We start from the raw sequence: 20,128 nt of genomic DNA on the forward strand, positions 1-20,128 counted from the left end.
TCCGGATAAACGGGCAGGGTATATGCTCCTGCAATCCCTAAGTACCGACATCCTTGTCGGCAATGCCGCAGTACCATGGATGGCCAAAAATGACGGGATTCGAGCTCGAGTAAATTACAAACTAACGTTAAAAATCTCTTTGATAGTTGCCAGTGTTTTTTGAATTTCGCTGACCTGTGCTGGCGCGATGAAGATAGTGTCGTCACCGGCGATGGTGCCTAAGATACCTTCAGCTTTACCAATAGAATCTAGTAAGCGAGCAATAAGCTGCGCTGCGCCTGGGCTGGTACGGATAACGATCATTGAGTCGTTGTGATCCAAATCGATTACCAAGTTTTTCAGTGGACTACTGGTGTTTGGAACGCCCATTTCTGCTGGTAGGCAGTAAACCATTTCTTGTTTGGCGTTGCGGGTGCGAACGGCACCAAACTTACTGAGCATGCGAGAGACTTTAGATTGATTGATATTTTCAAATCCTAATTCTTGCAGTGCGTGAACGATGTCGCCTTGAGAGCCAAAACACTCTTCTTTTAATAGGGCTTTAAATGCTTTTACAAGCTGGTCTTGTTTTTGAGAAGGTCTCATTTTGTACCATTATTGTTGTTATTTTTGGAAATGATATGCATAAGTGATGCATAAAAACACAGTTATATTCAATAACTATGTGCATTATTGCATAAATCAAGGGCTGTAAACCATTATTTTTTTGTGATGTAAGTATTTATTTCCAGTTTTTATAACTTTGCAAAAAAATGCCTAAGACAAGCGTTTAAGATGGCTTTGGCTTGCGTAAAAACTAGGTTATACTGCGTGCGAATTTTACAACGGGTGCAGCTTTAGTCGCATGGTTTTTAGCGATTAATTTCACTACAGTGAATGCATCTCATCGTTAGACATATTATCGGCTGACGATTTATTAAAAATTGAAATAATCTCTAAGGGAGAAAGTTATGAAAGTTGCAGTATTAGGCGCTGCTGGTGGCATTGGCCAAGCACTAGGTTTATTGTTAAAAACTCAACTACCTGCGGGCAGCGAGTTATCTCTATATGATATCGCGCCAGTAACTCCAGGTGTTGCTGCTGATCTTAGCCACATCCCAACTGATGTTAAAGTAACAGGTTTCGCAGGTGAAGATTCTACGCCAGCACTTGAAGGTGCAGACGTAGTATTAATCTCTGCAGGTGTTGCACGTAAGCCAGGTATGGATCGTTCAGATCTTTTCAACATCAACGCTGGTATCGTTAAAACGTTAATCGGTGCTTGTGCTGACACTTGTCCAAAAGCATTAATCGGTGTTATCACTAACCCAGTAAACACAACAGTTGCTATCGCCGCTGAAGTATTAAAAGAGAAGGGTGTTTACGATCCAGCTCGTTTATTCGGTGTGACTACACTTGACGTTATCCGCGCTAACACTTTCGTTGGTGAAGCTAAGGGCGTTAACCCTGCAGACGTAAACGTTCCAGTAATCGGTGGTCACTCTGGTGTTACTATCCTACCGTTACTATCTCAATCTGGTTTCGAATTCTCAGACGAAGAAATTGCTGCACTAACAAACCGCATCCAAAACGCTGGTACTGAAGTTGTTGAAGCTAAAGCTGGTGGCGGTTCTGCTACATTATCAATGGGGCAAGCTGCTGCACGTTTCGGTCTATCACTAGTTCGCGCATTAAACGGCGAAGAAAACGTTGTTGAGTGTACTTATGTTGAAGGTCCAGGCGAGAAAGCTCGTTTCTTCGCACAGCCAGTTCTTTTAGGTAAGAACGGTGTAGAAAAAGTATTAAGCTACGGCGAAGTTTCTGCATTTGAATCTGACGCACTAGAAGGTGCTTTAGAGACGCTAAAAGGCGACATCACTTTAGGTGAAGAGTTCGTTAACGCTTAATCGTTAATCCTCTTTCTTGGAAAGCCATATCACTTCGGTGATGTGGCTTTTTTTGTTTATGCTTCATGAGCTTGATTAAGGTTTAAACCAAGCTTATCATGATTTACTCATTCCATTTCTTTTCGGCACCACAATAGGAAGCACTGATGAAGTATTCACGCGCTTTTACATTGATAGAGCTAATTATGGTGATTTTAATCATCAGTGTTTTGGCGGTCACTATAGTGCCTAAATTCTTTACGTCATCCGAAGTTGAACACTTTGCGGTTCGCGATCAATTGATTTCGCAATTGCGTTTGGCTCAGCTTAAGTCAATGAATCAAATAGATAAGTGTCATCGAGTAGTGATTGATTCAAGTGGTGCTAAGTTGGCTGAAATGACTTTGAATACGAGCGTAAATCCTAGTGTTTGCAATAGTAGTTCACTGGTTGTTTTACAAGATTCCTTGCTCGAGTTTTCAGAAACATCAGTTAGTCTCGCAGTTTCATCACCTCCTTCAATTTTGAATATTGACTTTAAGTCTGACAATCAAGGCATTGGGCAATGCAATGGTTCAGCGGGCTGTACGATTGATATCATTGGCTCTGAAACACTACAAATAAAGATAGAAAGTCAGGGGTATATTCATGCGCTTTAATACCCCTTCTAAAGGATTTACCTTAATAGAGCTTGTCATTGGCATCGTGGTATTTTCCGTTGCCATGACTATGGTTTTTTCGGTGATAGTTCCCCGTGCTGAGCAAAGTGTCGACCCAATTTATCAGGTACGCGCCGCCAAGCTCGCGAGTGCTTTAATGAGTGAAATTAGCAGCAAAGCTTATGATGAAAACTCTAATCCATCCTTAGCGCAGGGCCCTTGTGGCAGTAGCACTAATCCATTGGCTTGCACCGTATCGCTAGGCCCTGAAGAAGGCGCAGCGGCGCGTAATTTATTCGATGATGTTGACGATTACGATGGCTTTACCATTGACGGTCTTCTGCTCAATGACAATAGTGCGAAATACGCCGATTTATATGCCAATTATCAACTAAGTGTCAGCGTCGATTACGATGGCAATTATGATGGCACTGCCGATACGGCAACCAATGCAAAATTAATTACCGTCACAGTCACCATGCCGAATAACGAGCAAGTGTCTTTTGCCAGCTATCGAGGTAACTACTAATGAAGCGTAACAACGGCGGTTTTACGCTCATTGAGTTGGTGCTAGTCATTTTAGTGCTAGCTATTGTTAGCACGGGGATAGTGACTTTTATTCGCTATGGTGTGCAGACCTATCAAGACACGGCGGGTCGTGATAAGCAAATCAGCGATAGTCGATTTGTGATTGAGCGTATCACGCGCGAGTTACGCAATGCGTTGCCTAATAGCGTGCGAGTGACTAATGGCGGCGATTGTGTTGAGTTTATTCCTATCTTGGCAAGCTCAACTTATGTCGATATTCCGGTTTTACCAGATGCAGCAAGCTCGACGGTGACGATAGTTGCTAGCAGTGAACCTTTTACACCAACCAATACCAAATTGGTGGTTTATCCGCTGAGTGTTGGCGAAGTTTATGTCAATGGCACTCAAACAACGGGTAAAGTATTTAATGTTGATAGTTATTCTGCGGCTGTCGATAATGTAGTTACTGTGACTTTGACCAATGCAGTGCATTTTGATGATGATTCCCCCAACCAGCGTTATTTCATTATTCGCGAAAATGTGGCGTATTGCTGGGACACTAGCGGTGATATCAAGCGTTATCAAAACGTTGCTAACCCGCCTAGTGGTACAGGCGTATTGATGGCAGAAAATGTAGTTAAACCAAGCGGTTCGACGCCGATATTTAGTTATCAAGGTGATACGCTAATTCGCAATGCAATCGTGTTAATGGACTTTAGCTTTCGATATGACGATGAGCGTTTGCGACTCGTTAATGAGGTGAATATTGCCAATGTTCCGTAATCAAACCTCTAGTCCTCAGCTTAAAAAACAGCGTGGTAGCATGTTGGTTATCGCGTTGTTCGTGATTATTGTACTGGCCTTCTTAGCCTATGCGATGATACGAATTACTAATACTAGCGCCAGCGCCAATGTGTATGAGGTGTATGGGACTAGGGCGCTCAACGCCGCAAATTCCGGTGTTGAAAAGGCACTCAATGATATCTTCGGACCAGGCAATTCAGGAACCAGTTGTCCTGCTGCGGCGTCACTCACCAATCTATCTTTAGGCGGAACACCAGAATTCGCAGGTTGTATTGTCAATGTGACCTGTAATTCATTTACCGTGACGCAAACAGGATTTGTTCATTTTCAGATAGAAAGTACGGCAAATTGCAGTGCTGGTGATTTTACTACCCAGCGTAGTGTAGTGGTTGAGGCGAGAAATTAGTCGTTATTTTTGAATGAATGTAGTAATTTTTTAGTGTGTAACTCGTTCGTATAGACTAATCGTACGATTGATAAACTTGTTTAGTATCTTTTTATTTTGATGAGAACGAAATTTACCATGCCCATTATTTCTTTGAAAAATCTGTTTTTTTCGATCTTAATTATCAGCTGCACGTTTTTCATTAATGAAAAGTCTTTTGCTCGTGATGGTACTTTACGACATCATTATACTTTTGATGAAAATTGGACTAATCAAGTCTTGGATTCTATTGGCGGAAGAGACGGAGTATTAAGAGGAGTCTCTATTTCAAGAATTGATGAAACTGCAGCTGGCAACTTTTCTGACGGATGTTATGCCGCTCAGTTCTCTGGCTCGGGTATTTTTGTACTAGACAACACCAAAGTTAAAACAGGTAACAATCAGGTTAACTCTTTCTCGTTTTGGATGAAATGGTATGGTGCTAATAGTCAAATGCCAATGGCTTTTTCTCTATACGATTTATGGCTATATAACTCTAAATTTGGCTTCAATTCATGGGTTAACAATGTTTATGGCATTAATTCTTCAACTGTAAATAATCGATGGGTGCATGTTGCTGCCGTTTTCAAAAATGGTGATATGGGCTCAAATAAGCTATATATCAATGGTATTGAACAGAACCTTTCTGGAACCATTAGCAATAGAAATGCTGATGCTACTAAAGATATGGCGATTGGTGGCCATATATCAGGAAACGGCTCGAACTATCGTTTCAATGGAGTTATTGATGAGTTTAAGATTTATAATGGTGAAATTTCTTCAACTCAAATTGCGAATGATATGGCGGCAGTTACAAATGGCTGTGGCATAAATATATCTGCTATTGAACTTACGAGTATAAGTACTGAGTCAGACGCGAATGTCTGTGCTGTAGATGGGTATCGTTTACGTTTACTAGACGGTAGTAATCAAGTTATTAACAGAGCTGGAACCACTGTTAGTTTATCAAGTAGCGATAATCGCGGTAGTTGGTCAGTCCGTCAAGGATATGGAACAATTGAAGCTAGTTCAGATGATAATGGGCAAGCCAGTTACACTTTTAGTGCTTTAGACAATGGCGAAGTTATTCTTGACTATATTCATAATGATTCAGGAACTGTGAATTTGTCGGCACAGTTTAGTTCTTTGAATTCTACGGTTACAAGGTCATTTAGTTCAAATAACCCTTTATCGCCATGGAAGCTTGAAGCAGGTAATTTTACACTTGGATCATCTAATTCTCGTAATGGTTATGAAAGAATTGATTTTAAGCAGACATATCCATACCCACCAATAGTAACAATTAATCCAACAAACCAAGAGTCGGACCCTGTTGAAGTTCGCATTAAAAATGTCACAACAACTGGTTTTGATGTTTCTACTGTGTCTTATCGAACTAATCAAAATATTAATTCGATGAACTTGTCTTATATAGCTGTTGAACCAGGGCGCCATCAGTTTACAGATGGCAGGGAGATTGAAGCTTGTGTGGTGTCAACTCGGCAGTTTCATGATAAAACTGATGGTAGTTCATCTGAACGGTCGATTAGTTTCACTTCGGCGTTTCAGCAGGCGCCAACTATAGTCACTAAGCTACAATCTGTGAATAATACGACAGATCGCGCTAATGACCATTACGTAGCACCTTGGTTTACAGCACCATCACGAGTGACAACAGCAAGCGGAACTCGAATTACTTTAGAACGTTCAGAGGCAATCACTGGCACAATACGTTCTACCGAAGTTGTCGGCTATATTGCTATTGATGCGAATGCTACCGGCAGTTTTAGTAGTAATAGCGGCAATTCAGTGAGCTATGAATCAATCACAACGCCAGATGCTGTGACTCATGTTGTTTATAATGTTACAACTCAATTGTCATTGTCTTCACCACCCTTGTGGGCTGGTTCAAAGATGACCCAAGACGGTGGTGACGGCGGTTGGGTAGTGCGCCACAATGTTTCGAATAATGGTGTCTTTACTGCAGTTGATGAAGATGACTTGGATGGTGAGCGTGCTCATACGACAGAGCGTTTAGGTATTTTATTATTTACTCGCGATTTTGATGCGATCATTTCCCAAGAGGTGCTCGATAACCTAATTGACTACACGGAAGATGGAGCGCGAGTTGTTCAAATTACCGGTAATAACGTGACCGCTTGGAATAGTAACTTGAACGACGCTCCTTCCGTTGACTGGCGGCCTCAAGGGAGTTTATGGTCGACGGAGCAGCCTGATTCATTGGTTTCATTCAAGGTAAATACGGATAGTGGAGCAACTTGGAATGGCAATACTAACTCTCAAGCTTATGGTATTTTAGTTATTGATGCACAGCGTGAAATAACATCTGATATTTTGGCTGCATCTAATATGCACTCTGATGGGCAAGCTACTCATATTCAAGTCTTTGCTTATGACGGCCCATCGCCAGCAAATATTGAGGTTCCAGCCTCTGTATTGTCGCCTGCCAATAGTGCTAACTCTCCTGCTTATAATGCAAACGGATGGGTAGAAGTCTTATCAAAATCACCGATTAATCAAAACCCAAGAAACAACTTAACATCTCCTACGCGTAATTCAGTAGTGATGACTCGTTATAATCTCGCACAAAAGCATTCAGCACGCTGGTGGAAAGTTCATGTATATAATGATGGTACTGGCTCTCCATCAGATCCTAGTTATATCGAGCTACGCTCATTTAAAATTTTTGGTGAAGTGACACCTGAGCTAGTTGATCATTTTAGATTCGACTTTTCACCCAATGGTCTAACGTGCCAAGCTAGTTCCGTGAGGTTAACAGCTTGTGAAAACGCCAGTTGTAATAACAAATCAACTATAAATACGAGCTTTACATTGTCGCCAGCAGGGCAGTGGACTGGCACGGACGTCACCAGTGACAATGTAAGTTTTACTAAGGAAACTGATTTGTTTTTGTCGCAAAACTCATTAGCGACAATTGCTTTAGGTGGCAGTGGATTTAATCCAACACCGTCAAACTCAACGCCGATTCAATGTTATAACGGTACAACGCCAATCAATTGTGAGATTGCTTTTAAAGATAGTGGCTTCTTGTTCAATCAAATACCCACTCAAATCTCCGGTAAGCCTTCCAATACTGAATTCAATAAGAAAGTTTTGACAATAAAAGCGGTCGCGAAAAATTCGGTCACAGGTGTGTGTGAAAACGTGTTCGCTAATAATACTGACGTGATGCTTCAGCTGAAAACAAACTGTCATGTTGATATTGGCAATTGCAGTAGTGCATTTATCACCAAAGAAGGTGGTACTTCTGCTGAACAAATTAATGGAACCTATAGTGATGTAACCTTGAGGTTTGGCGCAGGTTCAACAGCGCAATATTCCTATGAGTACTTTAATGCGGGTGAGATGTCGCTGAGCGCTCGAAAAGTAGTGACTTTGCCGTCTGGAGACAACGCTGTTTTGGAAGACAGTTCTAATAGTTTTGTTATTAAACCATTTGGCTTTAAGTTTGTTTTCCCTGAAGATTCAGATCCGTACGACGATGGCAATCCGAGTGGGGATTTCTCGAAATTTAAGCAAGCTGGTCAAGCGTTTAAAATTACTGCTGTACCAATCATGTGGCAATCAGGGGAGGATGGAGATCCTAATGTACCGTCAACTCATGATGGTAATATCGATGCAAACAAAAATGCAGATGACAACGTTGCTGTAGCTAATTTTGCTGGTGAAAGTGTTAAGTTGGCGCATCAGTTAGTATTGCCTACAGTTGCTCAAGGCGGCAATGCTGGCTCCTTTACTGCAACTAATACGGCCTTAGATAATTCTATGGCTTCGTTTGTTGATGCGCGTTGGAATGAAGTTGGAATTATTAATATTGCCGCTGATTTAGTCGATGGCAATTACCGCGGCGGTGGCAATGTCATTGGTTATGCCAATAATGTTGGCAGATTTTATCCTGATCATTTTACGGTGAGTAACCTCGTTACCGGTGATTTAACAGGTCAATGTGTCAATCAAACATTTATTGGTGAGTTGACTGCAGATGGTGCCGATAGTGATAGCGCGCTTGATGGTGCTTTGCGCTATTATTCTACGAATCCTGCAATGCGAATTAATGCAATGGCGAGTGATGGCACAACGGTATTGAATAATTACCGCGGCAATTTTATGCGCTTGCAAGATAGCAGTGTGACAGTGAGCCCTGCGATAAGCACCAATGGCTTGACAGTCAATAGTTATAAAGATAATCGTGATGTTGAAACTGGTACGATAAACGAATCTGCTGGTGTCGTTACCTATACTATGTCAGATAACGACAACTTTACATTTGATCGCAACACTGCAGCTAAAATAGCACCCTTTAGCGCAACATTAAATTTCCCTGTGGCACAGATAGAAGATCTGGATAAAGTAGTTTTAAAAACAGGAGTGAGTGTGACTTTATCGGCCGCGTCAACGGCTGGACACAAAATGGTCTACGGCCGCATTAAACTCCACAACGCTTTTGGTCCCGATAATCAAGCGTTGGCAATGCCAGTGGAGCATCAGTTGTACAATGGCACTGAGTTTGTCACCAATACCGTCATTGGTAATGGCTGCTCTTATCCTGTGACGCCAAGTAGCGATTTCACCTTGGGTACTAGCCCGTTTGGCGATATCACTGCAGCCTCGTTAACAACACCTCTGACTTGGCAATCAGGGCTTGGTCGTTTATTGCTCCCTGCAAGTAATTTTAGTGGCGAATTGCCAATGGAGATGGATGTTCCGACTTGGTTAAGGTTTGACTGGGATAATAAACCTGCAACTGCCGATACTAATCCAAACGCCAATGCAGTCTTTGGTCGCTATCGCGGAAACGATCGCGTGATCAATTGGCGCGAACGTCGCTAACAGCATTCGAAAGACGTTTAACAACCGTCATTTTTGTACAAAAATGACTGTTTTTTTAAATTGTTGTCGATATGTCGTAAATCAGTGATTTGAATGCTTGTTTCAAGCGTTAGTCAATGGCATAGTTGCAGGGTTTTATTTCTGTAATTTTTCAAGTTGGGCGTATTCGATGTTTAAAAAGCTACGTGGATTGTTTTCAAACGATCTTTCAATCGATCTTGGCACTGCCAATACTCTAATTTACGTACGTGACCAAGGGATTGTTTTAGACGAGCCATCAGTGGTTGCTATTCAAGATGATCGCAGCGCTGGTACACGCCGTGTGGCTGCCGTAGGTGCAGACGCAAAACGCATGCTAGGTCGTACTCCTGGCAACATTAAAGCTATTCGTCCAATGAAAGACGGTGTAATCGCCGACTTCCACGTGACAGAAAAAATGCTGCAATACTTCATCAAGCAAGTTCACAACAATAACGTTTTACGTCCAAGTCCTCGCGTTTTGGTGTGTGTTCCTTGTGGGTCTACGCAAGTTGAACGTCGTGCGATTAAAGAATCTGCTGAAGGTGCAGGTGCACGTGATGTTCACTTAATCGATGAGCCAATGGCTGCGGCGATTGGTGCTGGCTTACCGGTATCTGAAGCTATGGGTTCTATGGTTATCGATATCGGTGGTGGTACAACAGAAGTTGCAATTATCTCGCTAAACGGCGTGGTTTATTCAAGTTCAGTGCGCATTGGTGGTGACAAGTTTGACGATGCCATCATCAACTATGTACGTCGTAACTTTGGTAGCTTAATTGGTGAAGCAACGGCTGAGCGTATCAAACACGAAATTGGTAGCGCTTACCCTGGCGATGAGCTGCGTGAAATTGAAGTACGCGGTCGTAATCTTGCCGAAGGTGTACCACGTAGTTTCAGCTTAAACAGCAATGAGATTTTAGAAGCTCTGCAAGAGCCATTAACGGGTATTGTCAGTGCGGTAATGACTGCACTTGAGCAATCGCCACCAGAGCTAGCGTCAGATATTTCTGAGCGCGGTATGGTATTAACAGGCGGTGGTGCACTGCTTCGCGATTTAGATCGTTTGATCATGGAAGAAACTGGTATTCCAGTTGTTGTGGCTGATGATCCACTAACTTGTGTTGCTCGTGGCGGCGGTAAAGCCCTTGAGATGATCGATATGCACGGCGGTGATATTTTTACCTATGAGTAAAAATTATTCCTCGGTGAATATCCGATTGGAATCTCTACAGCAATGTGTGGGGCGTGACTAATGAAGACTATTTTCACTCGTCGCTTCCCTGCTAGCGTTAAAATCTCTGCGGTTTTTATTTTGTCATTGGCACTGTTTCTCAGTGCCGATTCACTTGCGCCAACTCGTCAATACCTCGCTACTTTTTTTAGTCCTTTGCAAATCATTGCTAGTGCACCTTTAGAAGCGCTAGATAATGTCTCTGAAACGGTTAAATCTCGCGAAACCCTGATGGAAGAAAATCAGGCGCTGCGCCAATTGGAATTGTCGATTAGTGATCGCTTACTCAAGCTTGAGCATCTCGAACAAGAGAATGCGCGCTTGCGAGCTATGTTAGGATCGCCAGTTGCTACGACACAGCGTAAACTCATTGCGCGTGTCCAATCGGTGGATTCCGACCCATTTCGCCTGCAAGTCGTATTAAACAAAGGTGCTAAAGACGAGGTTTTTGTCGGCCAGCCTGTCGTCGATGAACACGGCGTTGTAGGGCAAGTGGTGGAAGTGAATGAGCTTTCCAGTCGCGTATTGTTGATTGCTGATAACAGCCATGCCATTCCGCTGCGTAATCAGCGCAACGATGTTCGCCTGATCGGGTTAGGTCGTGGCGATGTTCACCAAATGGAACTGCAGTACGTGACCAAAAATACCGATGTAAAAATTGGCGATATGTTGGTGACTTCTGGTCTTGGTGATCGTTTTCCTGAAGGCTATCCTGTGGCGACAGTGACCGGCATCGAAAATCGCGGCTCTGAGATTTATTCCACCATTCACATTCGTCCTATCGCGCAGTTAGATCGTATTCGCTATGTTTTACTATTGTGGCCTGAGTTAGCCACTGGTGACGATAACGCCGAAGTTACGCCTCAAGCATCGAGTCAATAATCATGCGCCGCGGCTCTTTCTTTACCTTAGTTATTATTTGGCTATCACTGATTTGTGCGGCGTTTTTACAGGTGTTGCCATTGCCGCCGTTTATTGATGAGTTTCTAAGGCCGCAATGGATGTTGCTAACGGCGATGTATTGGGCGCTGGCATTACCACATCGTTTCGGTATTGGCAGTGCATGGCTAGCTGGTTTGACGCTAGATATTTTATGGGGCTCAACACTTGGTTTTAACGGACTAGCTTTTGGTTTGTGTGCGGCCTTTATCGTTGAAAACTGCCATAAAATACGCACGTATTCGGTATGGCATCAAGCGCTTATTTTACTTGGTGTCGTATTGGTGTATCAGTTGATTTTTGCGGGGTTATCTTCGTGGATTGATCACGCCTTGGTGCCAAATAGTTACTATGCATCGAGCTTTATCACCTTATTAGCATGGCCGTGGATTTTCTTTACCCTGCGTAAAGTTCGCCGTCGTTTATTCCTTTCTTAATCTATTTGTTCAGCGAACTACTATTATGTCTGCAAGTATTTATCTCGCCTCTCAGTCTCCGCGTCGTCGCGAGTTACTCGAGCAAATTAATATCGGTTATGAGTTATTAAGTGCCAGTATTGATGAAACGCCGCTCGACAATGAGGCAGCTGCCGATTATGTTAAACGATTAGCGGTTGAAAAAGCGCGAGCTGGTCAAGCATTTGCGACCGAAAACAAACCTGTATTGGGCGCTGATACCATTGTGGTTATCGATGAAAAATTGCTAGGTAAGCCTCGAGATCAAGAACATGCTATTTCGATGTTAATGGCCCTTAGTAATCGTCAACATCAGGTAATGACAGCAGTGGCGTTGGTGCTGGATGATGAGGTTGTTTGCGATGTGGTAACCACTAGTGTGACCTTTCGCGCAATTAGTGAACAAGAAGCACTGAACTATTGGCATAGCGGCGAGCCTAAAGACAAGGCGGGAGGCTATGGTATTCAGGGATTAGGTGGTCAATTCGTTGAAAAAATCGATGGCTGTTACTTTGCAGTCGTCGGTTTACCACTAATGAAAACACAACAGTTAATAGCTGAACTATTATCTACACAGAAATAAGCGACGTTGATAAAACGCTAAGCGAGTATCTATGCCACAAGAACAGGAACAAAAGAATATTGCTGCCGAGCTACTGATTAACGTGACGCCGAGTGAAACCCGTGTTGCGTTAGTTGAAGATGGTACTTTGCAAGAAGTACATATCGAGCGACTCGCTAAAAAGGGCATTGTCGGCAATATCTACAAGGGAAAGATAAGCCGTGTGTTGCCGGGTATGCAGGCGGCATTTGTCGATATCGGATTAGATAAGGCGGCGTTTTTACACGCGTCAGATATTGTGGTTCGCCGCGAAGGCGAAGATGACAAAAATGCGAAAGTGCCTGATATCACTGAGCTGGCTAAGCAAGGTCAGTTTATGACGGTGCAGGTGATTAAGGATCCTATTAGTTCGAAAGGCGCTCGCTTAACAACGGATATTACGCTACCGTCTCGCTATTTGGTGTTTATGCCGGGGGCGAAGCACGTCGGTGTGTCACAGCGCATCGAGAATGAAGCCGATCGCAATCGCTTGAAATCCGTTGTTGGTAAATATACGCATGAACACGGCAGTTATATTATTCGTACCGCCGCAGAAGGCATTGGTGAGCGGGAGTTAGAGCAAGACGCCGCATTTTTAAAGCGTTTGTGGAGCAAGATTATTGAGCGCCGTCAGCGTTCTAAAACCAGTGCCTTGTTGTATGAAGATCTGAGTTTATCACTGCGTCTGTTACGCGACTTTGTTGGCACAGATCTAGAGCGGATTCGCGTTGACTCTAAACTAACATTTGAAGCCTTAAGTGAATTCACACAGGAGTTTGTGCCTGAGCTTAACGATAAGCTTGAATATTATTTCGGTGAGCGTCCTATTTTCGAGTGTTATCAAGTCGAAAATGAAATTAAGCGCGCCTTAGAGCGCAAAGTGGAGCTTAAATCCGGTGGTTATTTGATTATCGATCAAACCGAAGCCATGACCACCATAGATATCAATACTGGTGCCTTTGTTGGCCACCGTAATCTCGAAGACACGATTTTCTCGACTAATTTAGAGGCGACCAAAGCTATTGCGAGACAGCTGCGATTGCGTAATCTCGGCGGTATTATCATTATCGACTTTATCGATATGGAACAAGATGAGCATCGTCGCCGTGTCCTCAGTGCGCTGGAAAGTGCATTAGCTAAAGATCGCGTGCGCACCAATGTGAGTAAATTCTCATCCTTAGGATTGGTGGAAATGACCCGCAAGCGCACCCGTGAGAGTTTAGAGCACGTGCTGTGTAAAGAGTGCCCAAGCTGTAAAGGACGTGGCTCGTTAAAAACTACTGAAAGTATCTGTTATGAAATTTTCCGTGAAGTAATTCGTGTCGATCGCGCTCATGCAGCCGATCGTTTTGTGGTTTACGCGTCGGAATCTGTGTGTGATGCACTACTCAATCAAGAGACACATTACCTTGCCGATCTAGAGCTATTCCTTGGCAAAGAAGTGAAAATTGAACCTGAGCCTCGCTATGGCCACGAGCGTTATGACGTGGTGATGATGTAATGAAATGGTTGCCTACCCTTTGCAAAAATTGCATTGCCAAATTGTGGATGGTAGGCATAGTCGCGCTTGTTTTAGTGGCATTAACCTTTAGCGCTATTCGCGGCGCATTACCTTATTTAAATCAATATCAAGAGCAAGTATCGCAAGAGCTTTTTGAGCGTTACGACATTCACTTGGCCATGAAATCTGTCAAAGGTTTTTGGCATAACGGTGGCCCACTATTGGTTGTTGATGAGCTCAGCTTTGAAAACAGCGAAAAGCTGGGGATTAGCGTTAGTGCCAAACAAGCCAAATTACACTTTGATATTGTTGAATCGGCGTTGGCGTTATCGCCGCGTTTTAAGCTGATTGAAATAGACTCTCCCCATATTTTTCTCGATGATCTCAATAAGCTGAAATCAGAACCTACAGCAGAAGATGAGCAAGATTCGGGAGAATTGCTACACCTAACTCGCTCAGCAGTGATTAAGAACGCTAAGGTGGAGTTTGCTGAGCGATTTGGCGCGTTACCAGCGATAGATATTGCTCGGGTGGCATGGCATGACGCTATCGAGCAGCGTCAGTTACAGGTGTTGTTAACAAAAGACAATAAGCAACAGCAGCCATTAAAATTGATTGTTGATCTGCATGGCGCAACTCAGCATGAACTGCGTGGTCAAGTTTATGTAAAAGCGCAAGATTGGCATTGGCTTGAAAATTTAAAACCTCTACTTCCGCAGCTAGCGACTAATGCTAGTGCACAAGCAAGCTTTGAATTATGGGCGGATTTTTCCGCTGGCCAGTTAGATTCAATGATGCTTAAGCTCGGTGAAAATAACCTTTCTTGGGACGGGGCAACGAAGCGAGAGCGATTAGAATTCAGACCTGAATTAGTCCAATGGTTACCCTATCAACAAGGGTGGGTTTTTGAAGCAAAAGCCATTATCCCAGTGCTGAATAAGCAAGACCTAGCGCCGTTAAATATTGCTATGCATCGTATAAACGACCGCTTACAACTCGATGTTGAGTCTATCCCTGTGGCTAAGCTTGCGCCTGTCGCTGGCTTATTATCGAGTGTTGATAAAGCGACTTTAACGCTGCTTGAAAAGTTAAAGCTGACGGGGGACTTAAAAGGTGTTTCCTTGGTATCGAGCCCTGACAATTTACAATATCGCGGTCGCTTAACTGACTTTTCAATGGTCAATGTTGATGGTATTCCCGGTGTTAAGCCGCTGACCGCTGTTTTTGAAGGGAGTGACAACGCTGGCTCGGTGACGATTGAAGCAAGCGAACAAAGATTAGATTTCGGTCGTTACTTTAAGGCGCCCATAGCACTTAGTAAGTTAAACACTGAGCTTAATTGGCGCTCACAAGATGGTGTATTTACGTTAGCGAGTCCAATGACTCAGTTAGCCAATGATGATCTAACAACGGCTATTTCATGGCAACTGCAGTTTGCCGATGGCCATGCGCCAACACTTTCATTGCTGGGTGATGCCAAACTCTCAGACGCTAGACAAGCGCAATATTATTTACCCCGTGTGATACTCAGTGATGAACTCGTAGATTATTTATCGGGGGCGATAAAAGCGGGACACAGTGATAATGTAAAACTGCTGTGGCAGGGTAACGTTGAACATTTTCCTTATACAGCTCATCAAGGTATTTTCGAAATAAATGCGCTGATTAAAGACGCTTCTTTTGATTTTGATAGCGACTGGCATCCGGTTACTGATGCTACGGTAGACCTACTGTTTAGAAACGAAGCCATGGTGATCACGGGCTATGAAGGCATCTTAAATAACCTTTCTTTTGAGGCGTTAACCGTTGCTATTCCTGATCTAATGGCAGACACAACTAAATTAGAAATTCGCGCCGATGTAAAACAACCACAACATAAAATAAATACCTTTGTTAGTGATTCACCAATCAACGATAGTTTAGGCCCTGTATTGAGCCAACTTGATGCTAAGGGAGATATTCTCACCAAGCTGGCGATTGATATTCCGTTTGACGGAACTCTGCCACAAGTATCTGGTGTGGTTAAGCTTAACAACAATGACTTGTCGATTAAGGCAATTGATTTAGACATTGGTAAGTTAAGTGGTGATATCGCATTCAACGGCGGTGATATTTCCGCTAAAAATCTGCAGGGCATTCTCTATCAGCAGCCTGTGACTTTGGCGCTAGAAAGCCGCCCATTCGGGGACTCTTACGGTATTGAAGTTGATCTAGATGCCAAGTGGCATACCAATAAAATGCCAGACATTTGGCAGCAGTATTTAAATCCTTACATAGACGGTAGTCTCGATTGGCAAGGGAAACTAACCCTAAAAATCAGTGAAGACGATGTTTATTATCAGTCTTTTGTACGCTCGCCGATGACGGGATTGGAATTAAAACTACCTAAGCCGTTAGATAAATACGTCGACCAACAAGAAGACTTATTGGTGACCAGTAGTGGTAATGTCGAGGGCGGGTTATTTAATCTAGCACTTGGCTCAAGAGCTGAAGTGTTTGCGCGCATTGATTCCAGCGATTCGAGTGTTGAAGTGCCTGCTATTACATTGTTGGTTGGCCGTAAATTCAAAGCACAAGACGAGATTGCCGAGAACGGCATGACCATCAATATCGATCTCGATTCACTAGCGCTGGATGAATGGCAAACCTTTATCGATAATATCGAGCAAGGACAAAGTAAAGATCAATTATTCCCACCTCTGAATCGCATTAATGCTCGTGTCAAAACGCTTTCAGTACTAGGCCATGATTTTAGCGATGTCCAACTCGGCGGTGCTAAAGTTGACGATTATTGGCAAGTACAAGTCAACAGTGAGCAAGCCACTGGCCAACTGCAATTATTCGATGATTGGTTTGGTAAAGGTATTGTCGCCAATTTTGATCGCTTGGTGCTCGATAAGCCAAGTGAAGAGGGTAATGATAAAGCTGCTACTCGTGAATCATTAAGAGAGTTACCGCCTTTAAACTTTAAATGTGTAAGTTGTTTGGTCTCTGGATTTGAGTTAGGCGAAATAAGCTTTAATTCTGCACCGCATTTGCAAGGTATCGCCATTAACAAAGTTAAAGTTAAAGTTAATGCCAATGAATCGAGCTTATCGGCCAATGCAATATGGGGTTTTGATACCGATGGCGAATACTTCTCGGTAACAGGTGATATCAACAGTAAAAACATTGAGTCTATGTTGGCGATTTTTGACTATTCTACCAGCATCAAAGAAAGTAGTGTTCGCACTGATTTTGATTTGATGTGGCGCGCTGGCTTAGATAAATTATCGTTGGATAAACTCAGTGGTGATGTTAAGTGGAAACTCGGCGAAGGGCACATTGCAGAGGTCAGTGATAAAGGCGCGCGAATATTTTCACTATTTAGTCTAGATTCGCTACGTCGTAAGCTGGTATTAGATTTTAGAGATGTTTTCCAGAAAGGGATCTTCTTTAACGATTTCACTGGCAGTTTTAAGATTACTAACGGCGTAGCCGTTACTGAAGATGCGCATATGGATGGTGTTGCTGGTGGCGTTGATGTTGTTGGTTCAGTTAACTTAACCAGTCAAGAGCTCGATTATTACATTAGTTTTTCACCGGCGCTGTTTTCAAATCTACCTGTCATCGCTGGTGTGGCGGCGAGTGAACCGCAAATGTTTGTATTAACTTTCGCCATTACCAAAGTGCTCGAACCTATTGTTGACGTTATATCGCAGGTTAACTTTAAACTATCTGGCACTGTCGATGAGCCTAATTTTGAAGAAATTGACCGCAAACAGAAAAAATACAAAGTCCCTGAACATATTTTACCGCAGTCCAAGCCTGTGACTGCTCAGCCTGCATCCCCCGAAGGAGAAAAAGTTGCCGATGAACAACGTCAAACTGATCGCAGTACAACTCGTATCTAGTCCATCAATTGAAGAGAATCTTGTTGCTATCGACGAGCAACTGCAGGCGATTCGCAAGCAATATCCAAGTGGTGATATCTTGGCGGTGTTGCCAGAGTGTTGTCTGATGTTCGCCACTAAAGATAGCGAAGTCCGCCAATTTTCAGAGCACAAAGGACAAGGGCCAATGCAGGACGCCTTGTCCGAGCTAAGTCAAAAGTATCAGCTGTATATCGTCGCCGGAACCATTGCAATTAAAGCTGAAGACGGTCGCCACTTTGCCGCTAGTTTATTATTTGATCCGCAAGGTAATGAGTTAGGACAATACAACAAAATCCATCTCTTTGATGTGGATGTCAGCGATGGCTACGGCAGTTACCGCGAGTCTGAAAATACCCACCCTGGGCAGCATATAAGTGTTGTTGAAACGCCAATTGGCAATATCGGCATGGCGGTGTGCTATGATTTGCGCTTTGGCGCATTCTTCAATGAAATGCGCGCCCGCGGCGCCGAAATACTGGTGTTGCCGAGTGCTTTTACTCATGCCACTGGTCACGCGCATTGGGAGTTATTGTGCCGTGCCCGCGCGGTTGAAAACCAGTGTTACATGGTGGCGTCAAATCAAGGTGGCTTGCACAAAAATGGCCGCGAAACATGGGGCCAGTCAATGGTTGTTGACCCTTGGGGCGCTATTGAATCACAAATTGCTAGTGGCGAAGGTTATGCCGTTGGCGAGTTTGACCGCGACAAATTAGCGGCAATTCGTCAGAAGATGCCAATGGCTAGTCAGCAGCGATTTGAATCGAAATTAAAATAAAAAATTTGGTGCATTGCGCCGTATAACTGAGAAATTTATGAGCTTTAACACCGTTAGTGAATCACTGTTAACCCAATCAGGTTTAACCGTTGATAGTTTACAGCAGCATTTGTCGAATCTTACTACCCACCAAGTCGACTTTGCCGATCTGTTTTTTCAAGCGTCACATCACGAGTCGTGGGTGCTTGAAGATGGCATCATCAAAGAAGGTAGCTTTAACATCGAACGCGGTGTTGGCGTGCGTGCGATTAGCGGTGAAAAAACGGGTTTTGCCTACGCCGATGAAATTAACGATAAGTCGATTAATCAAAGTGTGATTGCCGCGCGCGGTATTGCCAGTGCAGGACAAAGTGCCAGTGTACAAGCGTGGAAAAAGAGTGAGCCCATTGCTACTTACCAAGGCCTTAATCCATTGAGCTTAATGAGTGAAGTAGAAAAGCTTGATATCTTGCGTTCGATGGACACCTTTGCTCGCGGTTTAGATCCGCGCGTTAGCCAAGTAGTCGCTAGTATCACAGGCGTTTATGAAGAAGTGCTGGTGGCAGCAACAGATGGCACCTTAGCCACTGATATTCGCCCGTTAGTGCGTTTAAACTGTAGCGTGATTGTTGATGACAATGGCAAACGTGAACGCGGTGCTGCTGGCGGCGGTGGACGTACAGATTACAGTTTCTTTACCCAAATCCACAACGGTGAAAAGCGCTTTGAAACCTACGCCAAAGAAGCAGTGCGCCAAGCTCTTGTTAACCTAAGTGCCATCGATGCACCCGCAGGCTTAATGCCAGTAGTGCTTGGTAATGGTTGGCCAGCTGTATTACTACACGAAGCCGTTGGTCACGGTTTAGAGGGAGATTTTAACCGTAAGGGATCATCGGCGTTTAGCGGTAAAATCGGTCAGAAAGTAGCATCAGAGCTGTGTACGGTGATTGATGATGGCACCATCGGTGATCGTCGTGGTTCATTAAATATCGACGATGAAGGTACACCTGCCAAACGCAATGTTCTTATCGAAAACGGTATTTTAAAGGGCTACATGTTTGATAAGCACAATGCGCATTTAATGGATACGCAAAGTACGGGTAATGGCCGCCGTGAATCATATGCATCATTGCCAATGCCGCGTATGACTAATACCTTTATGTTGGCGGGTGAAAGCGATCCTAAAGATATTATCGCCAGCGTTGAAGAGGGCATTTATGCGCCGAACTTTGGTGGTGGTCAGGTAGATATTACTTCGGGCAAATTCGTATTCTCCGCATCCGAAGCCTACCTAATTAAAAACGGTGAGATTGGTGCTGCTATTAAAGGCGCAACCTTAATTGGCAGTGGTTCTGAAGCCATGCAGCAGATTTCTATGGTAGGTAATGATCTGTCTCTCGATCCAGGCGTTGGCGTTTGCGGCAAAGACGGTCAAAGTGTTCCTGTAGGTGTTGGTCAGCCAACACTTAAACTCGATGAGTTAACTGTTGGTGGTACGCAGTAAACTCTATTTCAAGAGCGGTGTGCGCGCCGCTCTTGTTGCTTGTAACAAATTGTTTA

The 20,128-nt window shown here is 43.6% G+C and carries 15 protein-coding genes; 14 read left to right on the forward strand and 1 reads right to left on the reverse strand.

What is annotated here, in order from left to right; translation table 11 throughout:
• Positions 1–114: 114 nt before the first annotated feature.
• Complete coding sequence (gene argR / locus MHM98_RS13530) at positions 115–585, reverse strand: transcriptional regulator ArgR (protein ID WP_239439879.1); 471 nt, start codon at positions 583–585, stop codon at positions 115–117.
• A gap of 365 nt (positions 586–950) precedes the next feature.
• Between argR and mdh the strand changes: the two genes are divergently transcribed.
• The 14 genes from mdh to tldD all read left to right on the forward strand — a co-directional run bounded on the left by mdh (position 951) and on the right by tldD (position 20,072).
• Positions 951–1,886 carry a malate dehydrogenase gene (mdh, locus tag MHM98_RS13535; protein ID WP_239439880.1) on the forward strand — a complete coding sequence of 312 codons (936 nt, stop codon included), beginning with the start codon at positions 951–953 and terminating at the stop codon, positions 1,884–1,886.
• A gap of 146 nt (positions 1,887–2,032) precedes the next feature.
• Positions 2,033–2,524 carry a prepilin-type N-terminal cleavage/methylation domain-containing protein gene (locus MHM98_RS13540; protein ID WP_239439881.1) on the forward strand — a complete coding sequence of 164 codons (492 nt, stop codon included), beginning with the start codon at positions 2,033–2,035 and terminating at the stop codon, positions 2,522–2,524.
• Positions 2,514–3,053, forward strand: a complete 540-nt coding sequence (locus MHM98_RS13545) for a prepilin-type N-terminal cleavage/methylation domain-containing protein (protein WP_239439882.1) — start codon at positions 2,514–2,516, stop codon at positions 3,051–3,053. Before MHM98_RS13540 ends, MHM98_RS13545 begins: the two co-directional genes overlap by 11 nt.
• Complete coding sequence (locus MHM98_RS13550) at positions 3,053–3,835, forward strand: type II secretion system protein (RefSeq protein ID WP_239439883.1); 783 nt, start codon at positions 3,053–3,055, stop codon at positions 3,833–3,835. Before MHM98_RS13545 ends, MHM98_RS13550 begins: the two co-directional genes overlap by 1 nt.
• Positions 3,825–4,262 (forward strand): hypothetical protein, encoded by a 438-nt coding sequence (locus MHM98_RS13555; protein ID WP_239439884.1) that lies wholly within the window; start codon positions 3,825–3,827, stop codon positions 4,260–4,262. The genes MHM98_RS13550 and MHM98_RS13555 overlap by 11 nt, the downstream gene beginning before the upstream one ends.
• Positions 4,263–4,379: 117 nt before the next feature.
• Positions 4,380–9,152, forward strand: coding sequence for a DUF6701 domain-containing protein (locus MHM98_RS13560; RefSeq protein ID WP_239439885.1), 4,773 nt, complete (start codon positions 4,380–4,382; stop codon positions 9,150–9,152).
• Positions 9,153–9,321: 169 nt separating this feature from the next.
• Positions 9,322–10,365: a rod shape-determining protein gene (locus MHM98_RS13565; RefSeq protein WP_239439886.1), complete on the forward strand. Its 1,044-nt coding sequence runs from the start codon at positions 9,322–9,324 to the stop codon at positions 10,363–10,365.
• Between the two features lie 60 nt (positions 10,366–10,425).
• Positions 10,426–11,286 carry a rod shape-determining protein MreC gene (gene mreC, locus MHM98_RS13570; protein WP_239439887.1) on the forward strand — a complete coding sequence of 287 codons (861 nt, stop codon included), beginning with the start codon at positions 10,426–10,428 and terminating at the stop codon, positions 11,284–11,286.
• Between the two features lie 2 nt (positions 11,287–11,288).
• Positions 11,289–11,780 carry a rod shape-determining protein MreD gene (gene mreD / locus MHM98_RS13575; protein WP_239439888.1) on the forward strand — a complete coding sequence of 164 codons (492 nt, stop codon included), beginning with the start codon at positions 11,289–11,291 and terminating at the stop codon, positions 11,778–11,780.
• Positions 11,781–11,805: 25 nt separating this feature from the next.
• Positions 11,806–12,381: a Maf family protein gene (locus MHM98_RS13580; protein WP_239439889.1), complete on the forward strand. Its 576-nt coding sequence runs from the start codon at positions 11,806–11,808 to the stop codon at positions 12,379–12,381.
• 58 nt (positions 12,382–12,439) lie between these two features.
• Complete coding sequence (gene rng / locus MHM98_RS13585; protein WP_239440119.1) at positions 12,440–13,900, forward strand: ribonuclease G; 1,461 nt, start codon at positions 12,440–12,442, stop codon at positions 13,898–13,900.
• Entirely contained in the window at positions 13,900–17,793 is a 3,894-nt protein-coding gene (locus MHM98_RS13590; RefSeq protein WP_239439890.1) for a YhdP family protein, read from the forward strand. Before rng ends, MHM98_RS13590 begins: the two co-directional genes overlap by 1 nt.
• On the forward strand, positions 17,753–18,589 hold the full coding sequence (locus tag MHM98_RS13595) for a carbon-nitrogen hydrolase family protein (protein ID WP_239439891.1): 837 nt from the start codon (positions 17,753–17,755) through the stop codon (positions 18,587–18,589). Before MHM98_RS13590 ends, MHM98_RS13595 begins: the two co-directional genes overlap by 41 nt.
• A 37-nt stretch (positions 18,590–18,626) precedes the next feature.
• Complete coding sequence (gene tldD, locus MHM98_RS13600) at positions 18,627–20,072, forward strand: metalloprotease TldD (RefSeq protein ID WP_239439892.1); 1,446 nt, start codon at positions 18,627–18,629, stop codon at positions 20,070–20,072.
• The last annotated feature ends 56 nt before the right edge of the window (positions 20,073–20,128 follow it).

The sequence above is a fragment of the Psychrobium sp. MM17-31 genome, from assembly GCF_022347785.1.
Lineage (GTDB): Bacteria > Pseudomonadota > Gammaproteobacteria > Enterobacterales > Psychrobiaceae > Psychrobium.

Coding starts and splice junctions, on each gene's coding strand:
- argR (WP_239439879.1), bottom strand. CDS start 585: ATGAGACCTTCTCAAAAACAAGACCAGCTTGTAAAAGCATTTAAAGCC.
- mdh (WP_239439880.1), top strand. CDS start 951: ATGAAAGTTGCAGTATTAGGCGCTGCTGGTGGCATTGGCCAAGCACTA.
- MHM98_RS13540 (WP_239439881.1), top strand. CDS start 2,033: ATGAAGTATTCACGCGCTTTTACATTGATAGAGCTAATTATGGTGATT.
- MHM98_RS13545 (WP_239439882.1), top strand. CDS start 2,514: ATGCGCTTTAATACCCCTTCTAAAGGATTTACCTTAATAGAGCTTGTC.
- MHM98_RS13550 (WP_239439883.1), top strand. CDS start 3,053: ATGAAGCGTAACAACGGCGGTTTTACGCTCATTGAGTTGGTGCTAGTC.
- MHM98_RS13555 (WP_239439884.1), top strand. CDS start 3,825: ATGTTCCGTAATCAAACCTCTAGTCCTCAGCTTAAAAAACAGCGTGGT.
- MHM98_RS13560 (WP_239439885.1), top strand. CDS start 4,380: ATGCCCATTATTTCTTTGAAAAATCTGTTTTTTTCGATCTTAATTATC.
- MHM98_RS13565 (WP_239439886.1), top strand. CDS start 9,322: ATGTTTAAAAAGCTACGTGGATTGTTTTCAAACGATCTTTCAATCGAT.
- mreC (WP_239439887.1), top strand. CDS start 10,426: ATGAAGACTATTTTCACTCGTCGCTTCCCTGCTAGCGTTAAAATCTCT.
- mreD (WP_239439888.1), top strand. CDS start 11,289: ATGCGCCGCGGCTCTTTCTTTACCTTAGTTATTATTTGGCTATCACTG.
- MHM98_RS13580 (WP_239439889.1), top strand. CDS start 11,806: ATGTCTGCAAGTATTTATCTCGCCTCTCAGTCTCCGCGTCGTCGCGAG.
- MHM98_RS13590 (WP_239439890.1), top strand. CDS start 13,900: ATGAAATGGTTGCCTACCCTTTGCAAAAATTGCATTGCCAAATTGTGG.
- MHM98_RS13595 (WP_239439891.1), top strand. CDS start 17,753: ATGAACAACGTCAAACTGATCGCAGTACAACTCGTATCTAGTCCATCA.
- tldD (WP_239439892.1), top strand. CDS start 18,627: ATGAGCTTTAACACCGTTAGTGAATCACTGTTAACCCAATCAGGTTTA.